Genomic DNA, 16,905 nt, shown 5'->3' on the forward strand with positions numbered 1-16,905 from the left:
CACCAACAAGCCAACACCACCATACCCACCTGGGGCGACGCAATCTGCTGGAACGAACTCCACCACACCACCCCATACCACAACACCTGGGACTAACCCACAAGCAACACATTTTGTCCTATAACCCGAATGCTCTCACCCTCAATTACGAGAACGCGCCCCTAAACAACAGCCAAGCAATACGTGCGCTCCATGCCCACGCAGACGCTAAGCCCAGAGCACCATCTTCACAGCGGTTACTGCACTACATATCCCCGTAATCCGCAGCAAAATTAGCGAACCGCGCATAGTGCCCTTGGAATGCCAACTCTGCGATTCCGGTGCGCCCGGCACGGTTTTTACCGATAATAACCTCAGCCGTGGGATCACCAGCCGGCTCATCACGATTCTCTTGACGATGAATCAACAACACCACATCAGCGTCTTGCTCCAAAGAACCAGATTCACGCAAATCAGAAACCTGTGGGCGCTTATCCGTCCGGCGCTCCGGATCACGATTGAGCTGAGAAATCGCAATAATCGGAATCTCCAACTCCTTTGCCAGCAGTTTAATCGCGCGAGAAAATTCTGAGACTTCCTGCTGGCGAGATTCCGGCGTTCTCCCACCAGAAGTCATAAGCTGCAAATAATCAATAACGATCATTTCAATGCCGTGCTGTTGACGCATCCGGCGGGCCTTCGCGCGAATCTCCATCATCGTCAGATTCGGTGAATCATCGACGTACATCGGCGCGTTAGCAATTTCTTCAATCTTCTGCGCAACGATCTCCCATTGCCGCGGGGTCAGCTCCCCCTTAATCAACGACGACAGCGAAATTTCACTCTCTGCTGCCAACACGCGCATAACTAATTCAACGCGGTTCATTTCAAGCGAGAAGAACGCCACCGGCTGCTTTTGCCGGATAGCGATATTTCGGCAAAAATCCATCGCTAAGGTGGATTTACCGACGCCCGGACGCGCAGCCACAATAATCATCTGCGAAGAACGTAGCCCATTGAGATATTCATCAAGATCTGCAAAACCCGTCGGCAATCCCGCCATACCTTCTCGACGAGAATTCGCCTCAATTTCATGCAGGACGTCCGGGAGCATTTCCCGTAAAATCGCGTAATCATTGGAACTGCGCGACTCCGTCATCGCAAAAACTTCTGCTTGCGCCATATTGATTAACTGAGTCGCGTCATATCCATCAGTGCTGTAACCCAGTTGCGTAATGCGCGTGCCCACATCAATAAGCGTCCGTAATTGCGCCTGTTCCCGCACAATTCGCGCATAATAATCAACATTGGCATAGGTGGTGATACCGACGACGAGATCGCCAATATATGCGCGCCCACCAACCCGCTCTAACTTGCCATTTTTATTGAGTTCGGCCGCAACAGTGATGGCGTCAGCAGCTTCGCCCCGCCCATACAAATCCAAAATCGTTGCAAAGATTTCCGCATGTGCCGGACGATAGAAATCATCGACACGCACGATCTCAAATGCGGTTGCGATAGCATCCTTGCTCAACATCATAGCGCCGAGCACCGAGCGTTCCGCGTCAAGATTCTGCGGCGGAACACGCTCAAACTGTGCGGGCATAACTTCGCTCATGAACGCTCCTTACACTGTGCTCGCCGGAGCGCTCCTCGCACCCCTCCGCTCTAATGTAGCTGGCTACCGAGAAAATTTCGAGTAGTGCGTGCAGGCCGATCCCAGCTTGTTAATTACACATGACGCAACGCGCTGCCACCCCACCGCATGTGCATAATACGTCCTCAGCACGTCAGCACGTCAGCACGTCAGCACGTCAGCACGTCAGCACGTCAGCACGTCAGCACGTCAGCACGTCAGCACGTCAGCACGTCAGCACGTCAGCACGTCAGCACGTCAGTCTACCGCGCCTATTCCACAACGCAAGCCCTCAGCACCTACGCAAAATATTCATTCGCAATCCGCGCCCCAGCCGCCAACGACTCTAATTTCGCCCAAGCAATCTGCTCATGAATTCGCCCACCCAGGCCACAATCGGTAGAAGCAATAACGCGATCCGGCCCAACCAGCTCCGCAAACCGAATAAGCCGATCCGCCACTAGCTGCGGGTGCTCAACGATATTCGTCGAATGCGATATTACGCCTGGCACAATTTTACGCCCTGACGGAAGCCGATCCCCTTGCCAAACCCGCCACTCGTGCGCATGCCGCCCCGAGGCAGCCTCAAAGGAGAAAGATCCCGCATTGACCTGCAGACATTGATCCACAATAACCTCGAAGGGAATATCTGTCGTATGCGGCCCATGCCATGACCCCCAACAGATATGCAGACGGACACGCTGTGGATCAATACCGCGTAACGCGTGATTAATAGCGTCAATTCTCCCCTGCAACCAGGCACAATAATCATCCACGGTCGGCTCTGGATTGATCTGATCCCACGATTCCGCCAAATCTGGAGCATCAATTTGAACCGTCAATCCCGCATCTGTGATGATCTTGTATTCCTCAGCCATCGCATCCGCGCACGCCGTCAGCAAAGCGGATTCATCACCATAGAATTCATCGCGCAACCGCGCCGCAGATCCTGGGGATAGCGCCGCAATAAATCCTTCTGATACCTGATTTTCTGCCATTGCCTGCTGTAATGCGGCAATATCCCTGCGCGCCGCATCGTGCCCGATATACCGGATCTCCTCGGTAAAAACCGGAGCACGACGAGGCGTTTTGGCGGCGGTATGGATTCCAGATGTCGGGTCAGCATATGCCTGCGCAAATGGTTTGCGATCTCTGCGATCATCAAAAGACGTCAACTGGATATGACCCGGCCGTGATAGTTTCGGGCTCGTGGCATCCCATGCCGAGCTATCCCGGAAAGAAATGCCACTCAAGCGAGTGAAGGAGTAGAACCACCACGCCCCATAATCCACAGTTTCGCGCATTATATGACCGTACTCACCATCGTTGACAATATCTATGCCAATGGCTTTCTGACGCGCAACGACATCTGCGACCTCTCGTTGAACAATATCGTCGAACTCTTCATCCAATATCGCGCAGTCAGCTCGACGATTATTAGCTGCTAACAACGCAGCAGAACGCGGTAATGAACCCACATGAGTTGTTTTAATCATCAGCCTACCCTCCTCAATAAAAGTACTTTGGAGGTTACTCGCAGATAGCCGGTGTTTCGACGCTGGTCACGTGATGAACAGGGGCAGAGTATTTTCTTGTTCTGCGGTATATAGGAGCGTAGCTATGCCGAAACCAGAATCTGCAATACCAAGGTATAACAAGCAAAATTTCAGATACAGATTCTCTCGGCGTGGATCTTCCGAAACACTGTTTGTGGAGTTCTTAAGATGTTTGCACCTAATTGCCCATACACCTGCCAGCGCACAGCACGAGCTCAGCAGACTCGTATTACACCGAAGATGTGCATAGCTTCTCACGCCAAAACATATCTATTAAAGGTCATTCCGCAATGCAATATCTGACAGTCGCCTTATCTGAGGTTTTCAATTTTGTCCACACCTGCGCTCTCACCTCGGACACATACCCCAGCAAACAAACCACAATTTTATCCACACCTTTGTGGATTGTTGAAGAAAATCTGTGGGAGACGCGGCATGTCGCTGCGGAAAATGTGCCACCCCTCCAGAATTTATCCACAGGATTACACACAGTTGCGTTATTTTGTGGACAGAATATGGAACACTCGCGAAATCTCGCCACAAACATATCCACTGCCGTGGATAAATTGTCTTTCCTTTGCGAATTTATATATCCACAAATCACCACACGCCAGAAGCGACACGCCCAAACATCAAGTAGGAACAACCCAACATGCGAACATTACAGAGAGCAGATTATCCACATACTAAGAAAAGGTCGGCACAACTCTCGCGATCCTCGCCACCCCAGTGCGCGTCCCAGATAGTAAAACATCTATTCACTATTTGAACGCATAACGGGTGTTACGTCATACCCACTATCCACCACAGCGGTCAGCAACCTCCCTACGAAAAACGGCGGGCACCTCCATCTGTTTTCCGCTCCCCGCTCTCTCACTCCTCCTCAACCATTTACCCGCTAATTCGGTCCCGTACAGTACGGGTCGTAAAATGGATATTCCTATGAGTGATCCACATTCCCCACGAGAAATTGACCATGCCATTCGACGGCTCGCCTTACCCTCGCTGGCTACCCTAATCGTCGAACCACTTCTCGTCGCAGTTGACACCACCATGGTTGGTTGGCTCGGAACAAATCCCCTAGCTGGTCTTGCCCTAGCCTCAACTATCGTGATGACGATTGTGGGAGTCTGCGTCTTTCTTTCCTTCGCAACCACCGCCGCCACCGCACGAGCTGTTGGCAGTAATCGTCACACCCAAGCCTTACGCCACGGAATCGATGCACTGTGGATCGCCGCCGTCCTTGGCGCAGCCATCACCACCACCCTCGAACTAGCCGCCTCTCCCATCCTCTCCTGGTTCCATCCCACCGCCGCAGTCCACACCCAAGCCCTCCAATACATTCAGGCGTGCGCCTGGGGAGTACCCGCAATGCTCATCGTCTATGCCGCCACCGGAACCCTGCGCGGTTTTGCCGATACCCGCACCCCACTTATTGGGGTAACAATTGCTGCTAGCGTCAACGTGCCCCTCAATGCACTATTCATCTATGTATTCCATTGTGGAATCAGTGGAGCCGGATACGGGACGGCAATAGCGCAAAGCCTTATGGCGTTCTTGCTATGCCGCGCAATTATTCGATTGCGAAACCTCCACGCCCCAAAGCTATCGCTCATGCCCACCGGAGCAGGCGTGCTGCGATCTGTTCGCGCCGCTATCCCACTCATCATCCGCACACTATGCCTGCGCGGCGCATTGATGCTTCACATCTCGGCTGCCACCGCACTGGGAACAACTGCACTTGCTGCCAACCAAATTGTGATGACCGTATGGAACTTTTCCGCTTTCGGCCTGGACGCAATCGCAACAGCCGCTCAAATTCTCGTCGGGCAAAACCTTGGATCCGGCCAATACCAACGAGTTCACGGCATTTTACATCGCTGTATGCGCTATGCCTTGCGTACCGGAATCATCTTAGGAATCGTCTTAATTGGCGGCTCTCTCGTCATTCCCTCAATCATGACGAACGACCCCGCCGTCTCATGGCTGGCAACCCGAACCATGTGGGTTACTTCTGCAACTCTGCCCATCGCCGCACTTGCATTCATGCTTGACGGCGTTCTTATGGGAGCTGGCGATACCCGCCCCCTCGCTGGATATATGCTGGCCGCACTTGCCGTATTCACTCCAATTGCACTGCTTTTTATTGGTACAGCTCGTTCCTGGGCAAGCGCTGGATTGCTCTGGCTCTGGATGGGATACGCCGTCGTATTTATGGGAATACGAGCATTAACCATGATCTATCGAGTACATGGAACCCAATGGATGCATCCGGAAAATAACCAGCTCACATAGCCCATGCATGAAAATAGGGGTATGAAAAGGTCCCTCGCGCGAAAGCGCGAGGGACACAGTCGTTTTATCAGGCAGGTACCAAGCAGATAGAAGTCAGCTCAGCACCAGCCGAGCGCGTTACTTTGCGGCAACGACGGAGATCTTCACCGTAGCCACAACATCAGCGTGCAGCTTGACCGAGCCAACATATTCGCCAACCGACTTGATTGAGCCGTTGACATTCACCTGGCGGCGGTCAATCGCCTTGCCAGCAACCTCGCTCGCTGCCTGTGCAACATCAGCAGTAGTTACCGCACCAAAAAGGCGACCATTAGAACCAGCAGTCTTAGCGATCGTCAATACGTTAGCTTCGAGCGCATCGCGTGATTCGCGTGCCGACTCGATATCTTCCGTGATACGACGGCGACGAGCCTCGTTAATTTGATCGATCTGCCGCTGCGCACCCTTCGTCCATGCCGTCGCATATCCACGCGGAATCAAGTAGTTACGACCGTAACCATCCTTGACCGTGACGACATCGCCGGGCTGACCGAGCTTTTCAACTTCGTGAGTCAGGATAATCTTCATATACGTCCCCTTTCTCAGCGGTTCGAGCTCGAGTAAGGAAGCAGGGCCATCTCGCGTGCGTTCTTCACGGCGCGAGCAATCTGACGCTGCTCCTGGGTGCTAACTCCCGTCACACGGCGAGCACGAATCTTGCCGCGATCAGAGATAAACTTCCGCAAAGTTGCGGTGTCTTTGTAGTCGATTGCCTCAATCTTTGCCGACTTCAGCGGGTTCGACTTCTTCTTAGGCTTGCGCAAAACAGGCTTTGCTGCCATTTTGAATCCTCTTTCACATGAACATAAACCGGAGTATTTACTGCCGGTCGGAATCAGAATCAGAATCCGGGCGGATTATCGAATGCTGATCCTTCTGGCTGCCCACCCCACGGATCATTCATCGATCCGCCCTGAGGGGCATGATAAGAAGCGTGACCAGATTGGCCATAACCACCAGAACGATTGTCCTGGCCATACTGGGCGTTACCAAACTCCGACATTCCACCGTTCGACGTCTTCGTCACCTCAGCGCGCGCATAGCGCAACGACGGTGCGACCTCATCGACAGTGATTTCTGCGGAAGCGCCCGGAGTTCCATCCTTGCGCTCATAGGCACGTACTGACCGCAATTGGCCAGAAATCACCACTCGCATACCTTTGGAGAGAGTGTCTGCCACGTTCTCCGCTAACGGAGCTCCCCACGCAGCGCAGTTGAAGAACATCGTCTCGCCTGCCTGCCAATCGTTCGAATTACGCGAACGAAAACGCGGGGTGCACGCCACCGAGAAATTTGCGACAGGAGCGCCCGACTGGGTGTACTTCAGTTGCGGATCAGCGGTTAAGTTACCGACGACCGTGATATTCGGTTCGCCTGCCATATCGCAGTCCTCTCGTTACTCAGTTTCTTCCGGCTTAGGCTCATAACGCAGCAGCTTGGTCCGCATAACGGATTCATTCAAGCCCAACTGACGATCGAGTTCCTGAGCCGTCTCCGGCGTCGCCGTCATGTACACCACGACGTAGATGCCTTCAGACTTCTTCTTAATGTCATAGGCCAAGCGACGCTTGCCCATGATGTCCACGTTATCGAGGGATCCACCTTCGGCCGGAACAACGGCAAGCAAACGATCCAGCGTGGGCTGAAGCGTGCGCTCGTCAACGTCCGGATCGAGAATGATCATCATCTCGTACTGACGCATGTTTATACCCACCTCCTTTGGTCTTTACGGTCACGGTCCATCCGTGACAGGAGGGTCATGCACTGCATGGCGTGATGCCACACAGTCAGTGAGCAATTCTAATAGAAATACCCCTCATAAACACAACGAGATTGGTCACAACTGACCAATCTCACTGTGCTACGTTAGGCGAGCGTATTGCGACACCGCACTCCCGCCTATCGTTATCTGTCATCCATTCCCTGACGGTGGCGGATTCTTTGGCTGTGTGCCCCCATCTCCTGGATTCGGATTATTCGAGGGCGCCGGCTGCGGTGAATTCGGATCAGGATTCGGATTTGCCGGCTGCGGCTGTGCTGGCGCAGCCGGTTGCGGCGCTGGCTGTGGATCAGGCGTCGGGGAAACCGTCGGTGTTGGCGTCGGCGCCTTAGGCGCTAGCTGCGGCGATACATGCGAGATCAGCTTCGTCGCGTCCGGGAATTGCTTGACCTCCATTCCCTGAACAGCAACCTCCATGTAGTCATGCCACACCTGCGCGGGGAAGTTTCCACCGGCCACCTGCGTCTCCCCAGCAAAAGGTTCAACAATTGCTTCCGAACCGTCTTCCCCAATCGCATACATATTGACCACCGTCAACATCTGCGGCACGTACCCGATAAACCATGCCGACACCGGCCCTGATGACGTTCCCGTCTTTCCAGCAACCGGACGATCATCCAAAGCCGCCACCGCGCCGGTAGCTCCCGGGCGCAACGGTTGAGTCAACACAAAGGTGCTCAGCGTTGCCGTATCTGCCGAGATAACCGGCACTCCCATCGAATTCGCCGTATAAATTCGGTTGCCTGCGTTATCGCGCATCTCCCGCACAATATGCGGATCAATACGAGTGCCACCAGAAGCGATCGTGCCATAGGCTCGCGCCATATCCAAGGCAGTCGGCGACGCAGAACCCAATACGTTCCCCACTCCCGCATCTAAACCTGGCGTATTTTCCGGTAACCCCAGCCGAATCGCCATATCGCGGGTGCGCTGCGGGCCGAGACTCTCATTGAGTTTAATAAACCCCGTATTCAGTGATTTCGCAGTCATCTGAGCTATAGTCTGCATACCGTAGCTCAACCCGTCAGTATTGTGGAATACCACGTTTTGCCCAGCATCTTTTGGCGTATATGAACCTGGCGAATTAAAGGAATCATACGGCGAATATCCAGAATCCATCGCCTCGACAATCGCGAAAGCCTTAAACGTCGATCCGCCCTGCGCACGATCCTGCGTCACCGCATTGCGTTGCCGCTTCAAATAATCTGCGCCCCCATAAAGCGCATAAATCTCGCCATTACGCGGATCCGTGGAAACCAAACCGACATGATTATTCGCAGGTCGATCCGGCGGGAGTTTCGCCACCGCCGCCACGGCCGCCTGCTGCTTAGCCGGATCAATCGTTGACACAATCGAATACCCGCCAGTGGCTAAATCCTCTTCAGAAAATCCTTGCGCCACCAGTTCATCGCGCACCGCAGCGAGCAAATACCCATTCGTTCCAGCGAACTCATTCGTCACTTCTGGGGATAGCACCTGCGGGAACACCGCCGCATCTGCTTCTGCTTGGGTGATCCAGCCATCTTTAACCATCAGCCCCAACACTCGCTGGAACCGCGCCTGCGCCTGATCTGGATCAATCGCAGGATCCCACGCCGAAGGAGCAGGAATAATTCCAGCCAACATAGCCGACTGCGCCAAGGTCAGATCTTTTGCAGACACCCCGAAATACGCTTTGGACGCCGCCTCAATCCCGTACGTTCCCCGACCAAAATAGATCGTATTGAGATACTTTTCAAGAATCTCATCCTTGGATTGCTCGCGGTCAATCTTGATCGCCAAAATCGCTTCTCGCGCCTTACCAAGCAACGAGGTCGTCGTTCCCGTGTAATAGCGTTCCACATACTGCTGAGTTAACGTCGATCCACCTTGCGTCGGCTTTCCTAACATATTGTTCACCAACGCTCGGGTAATGCCTTTCAGATCCACCCCAGAATTTTCATAGAACGACGAATCCTCCGAGGAAATCACTGCATGTTGGAGGGACGGGGATACTTGGTTTAACGGCACCGAGGAGCGATTTAACTCGGAAAAAGATCCCAGTCGAGTCGTCCCATCGGAGTAATACACCGTTGTTGTCTGCGCCAACGCGAAATCATCTGGTTCTGGAATATCAGTAGTCACATACATGCCGACGATAGCCCCAAAACCTAAGGCAATAAGGGTGAAAAACGACCCGAGCACAATCCGCCACGACGGGAGCCAGCGCCGAATCGGCCCATAGCCACGTCGGGGATACCCGGCACCTTTCCGCTTTTTCTTCGTTGTTTTCTTTGCGGTCTTTTTCCCTGTACGTACCATGATTACCTCGTGATGAGTAGCGTTACCGCTTTAACCGGAGCTTACGACCCCGCATACGCAACTTTCGATTCCGAGGACGCGGCTGTTCTTCCTCCTCGTCCTCGTCTTCTGGCGCGTACATACCTCGGTCTAAACGTTTCGTAATATCTGCTTCTGATACGAGATATGCGTCCAGCCAGCGAGCTTTCGGATCCGAATCCACAAGAAGAGCTTTGAAAAAGAGGGTCAACGGCACTGCCAAAATTGATCCCAATAGCCCGACGATGGAGGTCCACACCGCCAAGGAGACGAAAGTGACCGTCGGGGATAATCCCACGGCATCTCCGGTGAACTTGGGCTGAATAAAGGTTTGGATAACGACGTTGATAACAGAGTACAGCACGAGCACCCACACCATCGACTGCCACCCTTGATCCAGCAATGCCATTGCCATCGGTGGGGTAACACCGACGATGAATCCCACATTCGGGATGTAGTTCGTGATGAACGCCCAGTACGCCCACGTCCAGGCAAGGGGAATACCCATTATCTGCAAAACCGCACCATCAACTACCGCCACAATCAGACCGAAGAAGGTCGATACCAGCCAGTAGGAGCGCACACGCCGCTCAAATTCTTTCATCGCCCGACCAATATTGGAGTGCCGCTCGTTGACCAGTAAGGAGCGTCGAGCCGTCACCGTGGTATCAATAGCAATGAAGAAGGCCGCGACGATAACGATCATGATAAGCCCGCCAAAGGATGTGAGCTTATCGACGAGATCTAGGGCCATCGAAATCAATGAATTGAAGTTCAATTGCTCCAGGAAAGACTGCAGATCAATCGTCTTTGATCCGTGCTTTTCCAGCCAATCCATCAATTGTTTGGTTATTACTTCGAAATTCTCCGAGTAATTCATGAGCGTCTGCGGAACGGGAGTCAGCAGTAAAACGGTAATCCCCAGCAACCCAAAAACAACGATAATCAATACGATAATGACGCAAGAGGAAGCTATCCACGAGGGCACACCCCGCCGGATCAGCCCACGCCCAACAGGTCGAACGGCTAAAACAAGCGTGAACGACAAGAAAATCGGGGTGAAAACCGGGGCAATAAAGTGCAGACCAAGGCCTGCCACGGTCATCAGTGCGAGGACGGCGAGGATAATAATGCCGTTCGTGTCATTGTCTTTTGGCTCGACAACAAGTTCTTCGATAACCACATCCGATGACTCAGCAGCAGAAGTTGACTCAGAAATACTCATAGGCTTATCTTCTCATGTTCTGATAATGGGCTACATTATGCGTCAGGAGTAGGGAGCGGCGAAAATTAGCGTGGTGCGTTGCCCACACGACGGATTGCGCGGGCATAGCATCCAGCCGCAACGAGGTAGACCGCTGCTAAAACGAGGCAGAGTTTCGGTTGCCATCCTGATTGCGGGAGAGTGAGAGCTGCCAGGAAGGCTGCCGCCACAAAGCTCGCGTTGTACATCATGTCATAGAGGGCGAAGGCTCGACCGCGAACATGATCTTCAGTATCGCTTTGCACAATAGAATCCACTGCAATTTTTCCGCCTTGGACGGCAAAACCTAGTAATACCGCGCTCACATACAGCACTGGCCGAGCATAGCTTGTTGCCAACAGTAGTTGAGAGATCATGCCGCAGCACAAGCACAACACAATCCAATACGCTGGTTGGCAATACCGGCACACCGCCGGAGTTACCAGAATCGCGAGCGCATTTCCAACAAAAGATATAGCGGCAATCGTCGCAAAAATCTTTAACCCTGCCGTGATGTCCCCCGATTTGACCAGGAGATGTCGGCTCATTACCAGCAAAGAAATGAAGTTCATCCCGTACAGGAAACGCTGGGTCGCCATCACACCTAAGGCGTAAAAAGGGGTGCCGCGCGCCCGGAGGTATCGCGTCGCTACCCGCATATTCGTCACGGTATGACGCAAACTCTCCCACGCAGTATTCGTCACGGCATGCCGATTCGGGCCTAACTCGTCGGCGGATAGTCGCAATGCACATAGCGCCGCAACACAGAACAAGATGGCCGCCATCCCCAATGCCAAGACGTTGCGCACCGCCCCGCTGGCAAAAAGGCTAATGAGGAAGCCACCGCCAGCCCCACATCCAGCCGAAATAGATCCCAGGGTTGGGGTGATCGAATTTGCCATAACCAGCAGGTGCGCAGGCAGGGTATGCGGCTGACCGGCTGATAGCGCTGACAGGAGAAAACGATTGATCCCCAAGGTGATGAGGGCTAGTACATAAATCACTGGGTTCTTTGGCGATAGTGCAATACATATTGCGATCACTAAAGCTAATCCCATACGCAAACTGTTGGCGTAATACAGCACATTGCGCCGACGCCAACGATCAAGGAACGGGCCCGCAATCGGGCCAACCACGGTAAAGGGAATGAGGAGCACCGCGAAGGCACCAGCTACTCCGGTTACCGTGGCGGCATGCTGTGGGGAGAAGAAAAAGAGGGTCGCTAATCCGACTTGGAACATGCCGTCGCCGCATTGGGAGATGAGCCGTACCAGCAATAATCGCCGGTAGGAGCGGTAACCGAGGCACGCCCTAAGCTGGGCGATCACGCCAATTTGGGAGAAAGGCTGGCTCATGAAGTGGTCGCGTCTGTATTAGCTGTATCCGAAGTGACAGTATCCGAGGTAGCCCTATCCGAAGTAGCCGTATCTGAAGTATCCGGATGCGAAGCAGCCTCCCTATCCGCCGCCACATCCGACACTGCCACCTCCGCCCGATCTGGGCGGTTCTCTTCCCACCATTGCAAAAGGCGCCGAGTGGCCTCTGCTTCCCCGAGCGGCCCCTCTTCCATTCGCAGTTCCAGAAGGAATTTACGCGCGTGACCAACCTGCCGACCAGGCGGCAACTGGAGTAATTCCATAATCTGTGTGCCATCGAGATCCGGGCGAATCGCGTCAATTTCTTCTTGGGCTTTAAGTTCCGCAATCCGCCGTTCCAGATCATGAATCCCATGAAGAATTCGCGCCGCTTTGCGTCGGTTACGCGTTGTGCAATCCGCTTGGGTGAGACGGTTGAGGCGTTCAACCAGTTCTCCAGCGTCGGTGACGTATCGGCGAACCGCGGAATCCGACCAGGCACTATCTCCGTATCCGTGGAATCGCATGTGCAACTCTACGAGTCGGGATACGGCTTTCGTTGTTGCTTTATCAAAGCGCAGTTGATTCATCCGTTTTCTGGTTAGCCGAGCACCGACGATGTCGTGGGCATAAAAGGATACTGTGCCATCTGGTTCAAATCGACGAGTAGCCGGTTTGCCAATATCGTGCATGAGGGCAGCGAATCGCAGAATGAAATCTGGCCGCGGAACCGGCCCGTCATCCTCAGTTTCCAGCTCAATGGCTTGATCCAGCACGGTTAAGGTGTGCTCGAAAACGTCTTTATGGCGGCCGTGCTCGTCACTAATATCTCGCAGTTGTGAAAATTCCGGCAAAACAACATCGCACACGCCGGTTTCCACCATCAGCTCCAAGCCTTTACGTGGATATATGCCCGTCATTAACCGAGTTAATTCGCTGTTGATCCGTTCCACTGAAACAATGCTCAATCGCTGTGCCATATCGGCCATAGCCCGCATGACCCGCTCAGAAACGTCAAAATCCAGTTGCGAGGCAAAACGGCACGCCCGCATGATTCGTAGGGGATCGTCGTCAAAAGATTGCTCTGCTGGAGCCGGAGTTTCCAACACGCCGGCGATGAGATCATCCACACCCCCGCACGGATCAACCAGCTCCATGTGCGGTAAGCGAACAGCCATTGCGTTGACGGTAAAATCCCGACGAGTCAGATCGCCTTCTAGGCTGTCCCCATAAACGACTTCTGGCTTGCGGGAGTGCGGATCGTAGGATTCACTCCGATAGGTTGTCACTTCCACCACAAGCCCAGAGCGAGCGGCCCCAATTGTGCCAAACTCTTTGCCAATATCCCACGTCGTATCCCCCCACTCATCAAGTAACTGAGCGGTTTTATCCGGGCGCGCCGAGGTAGTGAAATCAAAATCGTGAATCGGTTGTCCAAGAAAAGCGTCCCGAACCGGACCACCGACTAACGCCAATTCTTCTCCGGAACGTGCGAAAATAGATCCTAGTTCAAGAATTGCCCGAGGAAGCTTATTCAAGGACACCTGCCCTTGGACGAGCAACTGGGCACGCTGGTTCATTCCAGTGATGGCCGTCGTCTGATGGGATGTGGTGTCTGGTTTTGTCGTCACTCTTCAAGAGTGCCAGAAAAGCACAGGTATGCACATCTTCGCAGACCTATATCACTGACAGTAGAAAATAGTATGTCGAGCATTCATCCGGTTCCTTCCGCCAGGGGACCGCGCCGAAGGCGACACGGAGTTCCCCCGCGTCGTCCGTTCCCGCCTGTGGTTCACGAAACCTCAGCAGGCGGGGTTATCGTTGCGGTTTTTGATGCGGAAGCCTACGTGGCCGTAATTGCTCGACGTAATCGGGGTGGGCGCCTGGAATGGTGCCTGCCAAAAGGGCACCTTGAAGGCACGGAAACGGCAGAGCAGGCCGCAGTTCGGGAAGTCTGCGAAGAGACGGGGATTTTCGGGCAAGTATTGTGCCATCTATCCTCTATTGACTATTGGTTCTCTGGATCAGATCGCCGAGTCCATAAGGTCGTGCATCATTTCCTCCTCGAAGCTCTCTCGGGGACGTTAACCGTGGAAAACGACCCCGACCATGAAGCTGAACGAGTGGAATGGGTCCATATTGATAAAGTGTCTGGCCGCCTAGCGTATCCGAATGAGCGACGAATCATCGGGATGGCGCGGTCAATTCTGTATGGGGAGCGCTCATGAAAAACCTGAGGCGCTCTGCCAATATTTCCCCATCTCATCGCCCATCTTTGCATTATGAACCGACGTCAGATAAACAATCCCGATTGTCGCGCAGGCACTGGTCGTCCACCCAAGATCCCACGGCTGCTCCGCTGGGAGAGCAGAAAGCAGAAAGACCAGCGGGAGGAGCACTTCTGGCGCTGACTAAATGCCTCACTTCCGCAGTGCACGCCACCAGCATTTTCCGGTCGCATTGGCAGCCTTGGCGCTCGCGGCGCTCACATACAGGTCGCCTGCACCGTCGTCGGATTCCTATTATTCAGACGGTTATCGCCAGCCTTGCTATCGCTCTGGCAGTGTCTGGCTCATTTCTTGGATTAGATGCGCCGATGGCTTTTGGCACGGCAAATGCTCCTACCACTCACCCCCTGAGCGCGGCGCCGGCATCCGCCACCTCTTTAGCGCAGCAACGCCCCGCAACAACCCAGCCGAGCACGCCAGCGGCTCCCTCGCGCCCAAATACAGATTCAGCTACCGAGCCGTCCTTGCACATCACAAGCCTGGGGTCTGCCACGCTTGCCGCTCACACCGATCTCTCTATTACGATTGAGATCACCAACCCCACGCAGGAAACACTGCACATGTCCTGGATGGATATTAACGCCCAGAGCACAACCATCATCACGAACTCGCAGATGTACCGTTGGTTTAATGGGAGCAGCTATCCGGTGCGGCTATATAGCGTGAACTGCGATTTAACCGTCAATCCTTATCAAAGCCTGCACCACACCATTGTTATTCCATATCAGAATTTGCCCTGGTCACATAGTGAATTTGGGTGGGGTCCACGAGGTATTGAAGTCGCAGCTTATACTGACGATTGGGATCAGTTCACCGACCGCTCTATCGTCATCACCACCCCAGAAAATCCGGTTACTCCAACGCTGACAACGGCAACCGTGCCCGTCATTGACACCACGTTAAGCACAATGCCAACAGCCGTCCAATACGCTTTCAATTCTGATTCGCGCGCAGAATCCACCTGGAATACTGATCGGGATAACGCCGAAAAATCCCGTAATAATCTGGTGAAAAGCTGGGATATGGCCGGCGTTAGTTTCCTCGCTGATCCACAATTCTCCGTCAAACCGCAGTATTCGCAGGTCTATCCGCTCCCGACCTACGATATTGATCTCATGGCTTTAGCTGATGCGGGGCGTATCACACAGGCCGAGGATTTCGCTCGCAATGCGGTGTATCTACCCTGGGATACTCCCTCCGACGCAGCCATTCGCGCAGCCCGTGATCTGCACATGACGATTCTTGCTTCAGATCGGTGGGTTACTCCCGCAGATACCCTCACCTACACTCCAGATGCACACGGGAACGTCTTTTTGGATAAGAACATTCCCGTCGTTATATCAAATAATGCGCTCTCACAAGCCGTTCTTGGGAATCTGAGCGATCCCTCCGGAGAAGCCATAAAACTTGATTCTTTGGATACCCAACAGGCTGCCATCGCGTTATCGGCAATGCAATACCGGCAATTACCGAATAAACAGCGCTCAGTGGTTATCGAGCTACCGCGCAACGTCGATAGGGATACGGCGAAAGTAGTTAGAGAAGTACTGGCAAGCCCGTGGGTTAAACCTGCCTCGCTATCCGATATTACTGACCGTACACCAAGCCCAGAACACCGCGATCTTCGCACCCAAAACGAAGCAAATCTCGGGGAACTCCTGGCAGATCAACTCCAGAATATCGACCACAACCTCAGCATGTTCCAAGAATTTGCCGCGATTTTCCCAGGCCACGGCACGCAATACATGGAATATGCTCAACACCAGGCGCGCACCCTGCTGGCGGTATCGTGGCGAGAACACCCGAATCTTCGCCTACACCACAGCAATGGGCTTCTGCCTAGCTCTCGCGAGCTCAACAAGATCGAAGTTACTGCCAGCTCGACAATCAACCTGATCTCTGAGAGTTCAGCCCTCCCAATTGTTATTCGTAACCGATTCGACGAGCCAGTTAACGTCGTTGTCACTCTCACCAGCCAAGACAATCGGCTGCGCGCACCCAAACCGATATCGGCTACGCTTGCCGCGAATACCACAACCTCTGTTTCCGTCCCCGTCAATGCACACGGATCCGGCAATGTTTCCGTTCGGGTAGAGCTGACGAACACCAGCGGGCAGGTGGTAGGAACACCGCACACCCTCACAATCCGAGTTCGCGCCGATTGGGAGCATGTGGGGACGCTGGTCATCACCACTGTCGTCGGTTGCATCTTTATTTTGGGATTAATTAAATCCATCCGTCGCGGGCGGCGATCACAACCGATTGCGCCCGAAGAATTCGTTGCCGCGCAAAGCGACCGCAAACGTCGGCTCTTATCCTTCCGTGGACGTGGCGCATCCACCACTCACAGTAGGACGCCGAGCTAGAAGCAAACGACGGCACAGCGCTAGAATAAGCGCAATTACATACAACTTC

General features: G+C 53.7%; 13 protein-coding genes. 3 read left to right on the top strand and 10 right to left on the bottom strand.

Translation table 11 applies throughout. The features are described from left to right. Nucleotides 1–244: 244 nt before the first annotated feature. Together dnaB and ACLHIJ_RS08295 are read right to left on the bottom strand one after the other, a co-directional pair. Complete coding sequence (gene dnaB, locus ACLHIJ_RS08290; RefSeq protein ID WP_411297197.1) at nucleotides 245–1,597, bottom strand: replicative DNA helicase; 1,353 nt, start codon at nucleotides 1,595–1,597, stop codon at nucleotides 245–247. A gap of 317 nt (nucleotides 1,598–1,914) precedes the next feature. After that, nucleotides 1,915–3,114, bottom strand: coding sequence for a cobalamin-independent methionine synthase II family protein (locus ACLHIJ_RS08295; RefSeq protein ID WP_411298924.1), 1,200 nt, complete (start codon nucleotides 3,112–3,114; stop codon nucleotides 1,915–1,917). A gap of 999 nt (nucleotides 3,115–4,113) precedes the next feature. On the opposite strand from ACLHIJ_RS08295, the gene ACLHIJ_RS08300 reads away from it, so the two are divergent. Further along, nucleotides 4,114–5,466 carry an MATE family efflux transporter gene (locus ACLHIJ_RS08300; protein ID WP_411298909.1) on the top strand — a complete coding sequence of 451 codons (1,353 nt, stop codon included), beginning with the start codon at nucleotides 4,114–4,116 and terminating at the stop codon, nucleotides 5,464–5,466. Nucleotides 5,467–5,583: 117 nt separating this feature from the next. On the opposite strand, the gene rplI is transcribed toward ACLHIJ_RS08300, so the two are convergent. From rplI to ACLHIJ_RS08340, 8 genes are all read right to left on the bottom strand, one after another. Next, complete coding sequence (rplI, locus tag ACLHIJ_RS08305) at nucleotides 5,584–6,033, bottom strand: 50S ribosomal protein L9 (RefSeq protein WP_411297199.1); 450 nt, start codon at nucleotides 6,031–6,033, stop codon at nucleotides 5,584–5,586. A 14-nt stretch (nucleotides 6,034–6,047) separates the two neighbouring features. Then, nucleotides 6,048–6,287, bottom strand: coding sequence for a 30S ribosomal protein S18 (gene rpsR / locus ACLHIJ_RS08310; protein WP_411297200.1), 240 nt, complete (start codon nucleotides 6,285–6,287; stop codon nucleotides 6,048–6,050). Nucleotides 6,288–6,346: 59 nt separating this feature from the next. Further along, a complete protein-coding gene (ssb, locus tag ACLHIJ_RS08315; protein ID WP_411297201.1) occupies nucleotides 6,347–6,886 on the bottom strand; it encodes a single-stranded DNA-binding protein in 540 nt (179 codons plus the stop codon). A 15-nt stretch (nucleotides 6,887–6,901) separates the two neighbouring features. Further along, nucleotides 6,902–7,207: a 30S ribosomal protein S6 gene (gene rpsF / locus ACLHIJ_RS08320; RefSeq protein ID WP_411297202.1), complete on the bottom strand. Its 306-nt coding sequence runs from the start codon at nucleotides 7,205–7,207 to the stop codon at nucleotides 6,902–6,904. A gap of 210 nt (nucleotides 7,208–7,417) precedes the next feature. Beyond that, entirely contained in the window at nucleotides 7,418–9,586 is a 2,169-nt protein-coding gene (locus tag ACLHIJ_RS08325; protein WP_411297203.1) for a transglycosylase domain-containing protein, read from the bottom strand. Between the two features lie 22 nt (nucleotides 9,587–9,608). After that, nucleotides 9,609–10,829, bottom strand: coding sequence for an AI-2E family transporter (locus tag ACLHIJ_RS08330; RefSeq protein WP_411298910.1), 1,221 nt, complete (start codon nucleotides 10,827–10,829; stop codon nucleotides 9,609–9,611). Between the two features lie 65 nt (nucleotides 10,830–10,894). After that, a complete protein-coding gene (locus ACLHIJ_RS08335) occupies nucleotides 10,895–12,202 on the bottom strand; it encodes an MFS transporter (RefSeq protein ID WP_411298911.1) in 1,308 nt (435 codons plus the stop codon). Beyond that, nucleotides 12,199–13,782, bottom strand: a complete 1,584-nt coding sequence (locus ACLHIJ_RS08340; RefSeq protein WP_411298925.1) for a CCA tRNA nucleotidyltransferase — start codon at nucleotides 13,780–13,782, stop codon at nucleotides 12,199–12,201. The genes ACLHIJ_RS08335 and ACLHIJ_RS08340 overlap by 4 nt, the downstream gene beginning before the upstream one ends. A 123-nt stretch (nucleotides 13,783–13,905) precedes the next feature. On the opposite strand from ACLHIJ_RS08340, the gene ACLHIJ_RS08345 reads away from it, so the two are divergent. Together ACLHIJ_RS08345 and ACLHIJ_RS08350 are read left to right on the top strand one after the other, a co-directional pair. Beyond that, on the top strand, nucleotides 13,906–14,430 hold the full coding sequence (locus tag ACLHIJ_RS08345) for an NUDIX hydrolase (protein WP_411297206.1): 525 nt from the start codon (nucleotides 13,906–13,908) through the stop codon (nucleotides 14,428–14,430). Next, nucleotides 14,427–16,856, top strand: a complete 2,430-nt coding sequence (locus ACLHIJ_RS08350) for a DUF6049 family protein (protein WP_411298912.1) — start codon at nucleotides 14,427–14,429, stop codon at nucleotides 16,854–16,856. The genes ACLHIJ_RS08345 and ACLHIJ_RS08350 overlap by 4 nt, the downstream gene beginning before the upstream one ends. The last annotated feature ends 49 nt before the right edge of the window (nucleotides 16,857–16,905 follow it).

The sequence above is a fragment of the Trueperella sp. LYQ141 genome (assembly GCF_046599555.1).
Lineage (GTDB): Bacteria > Actinomycetota > Actinomycetes > Actinomycetales > Actinomycetaceae > Trueperella.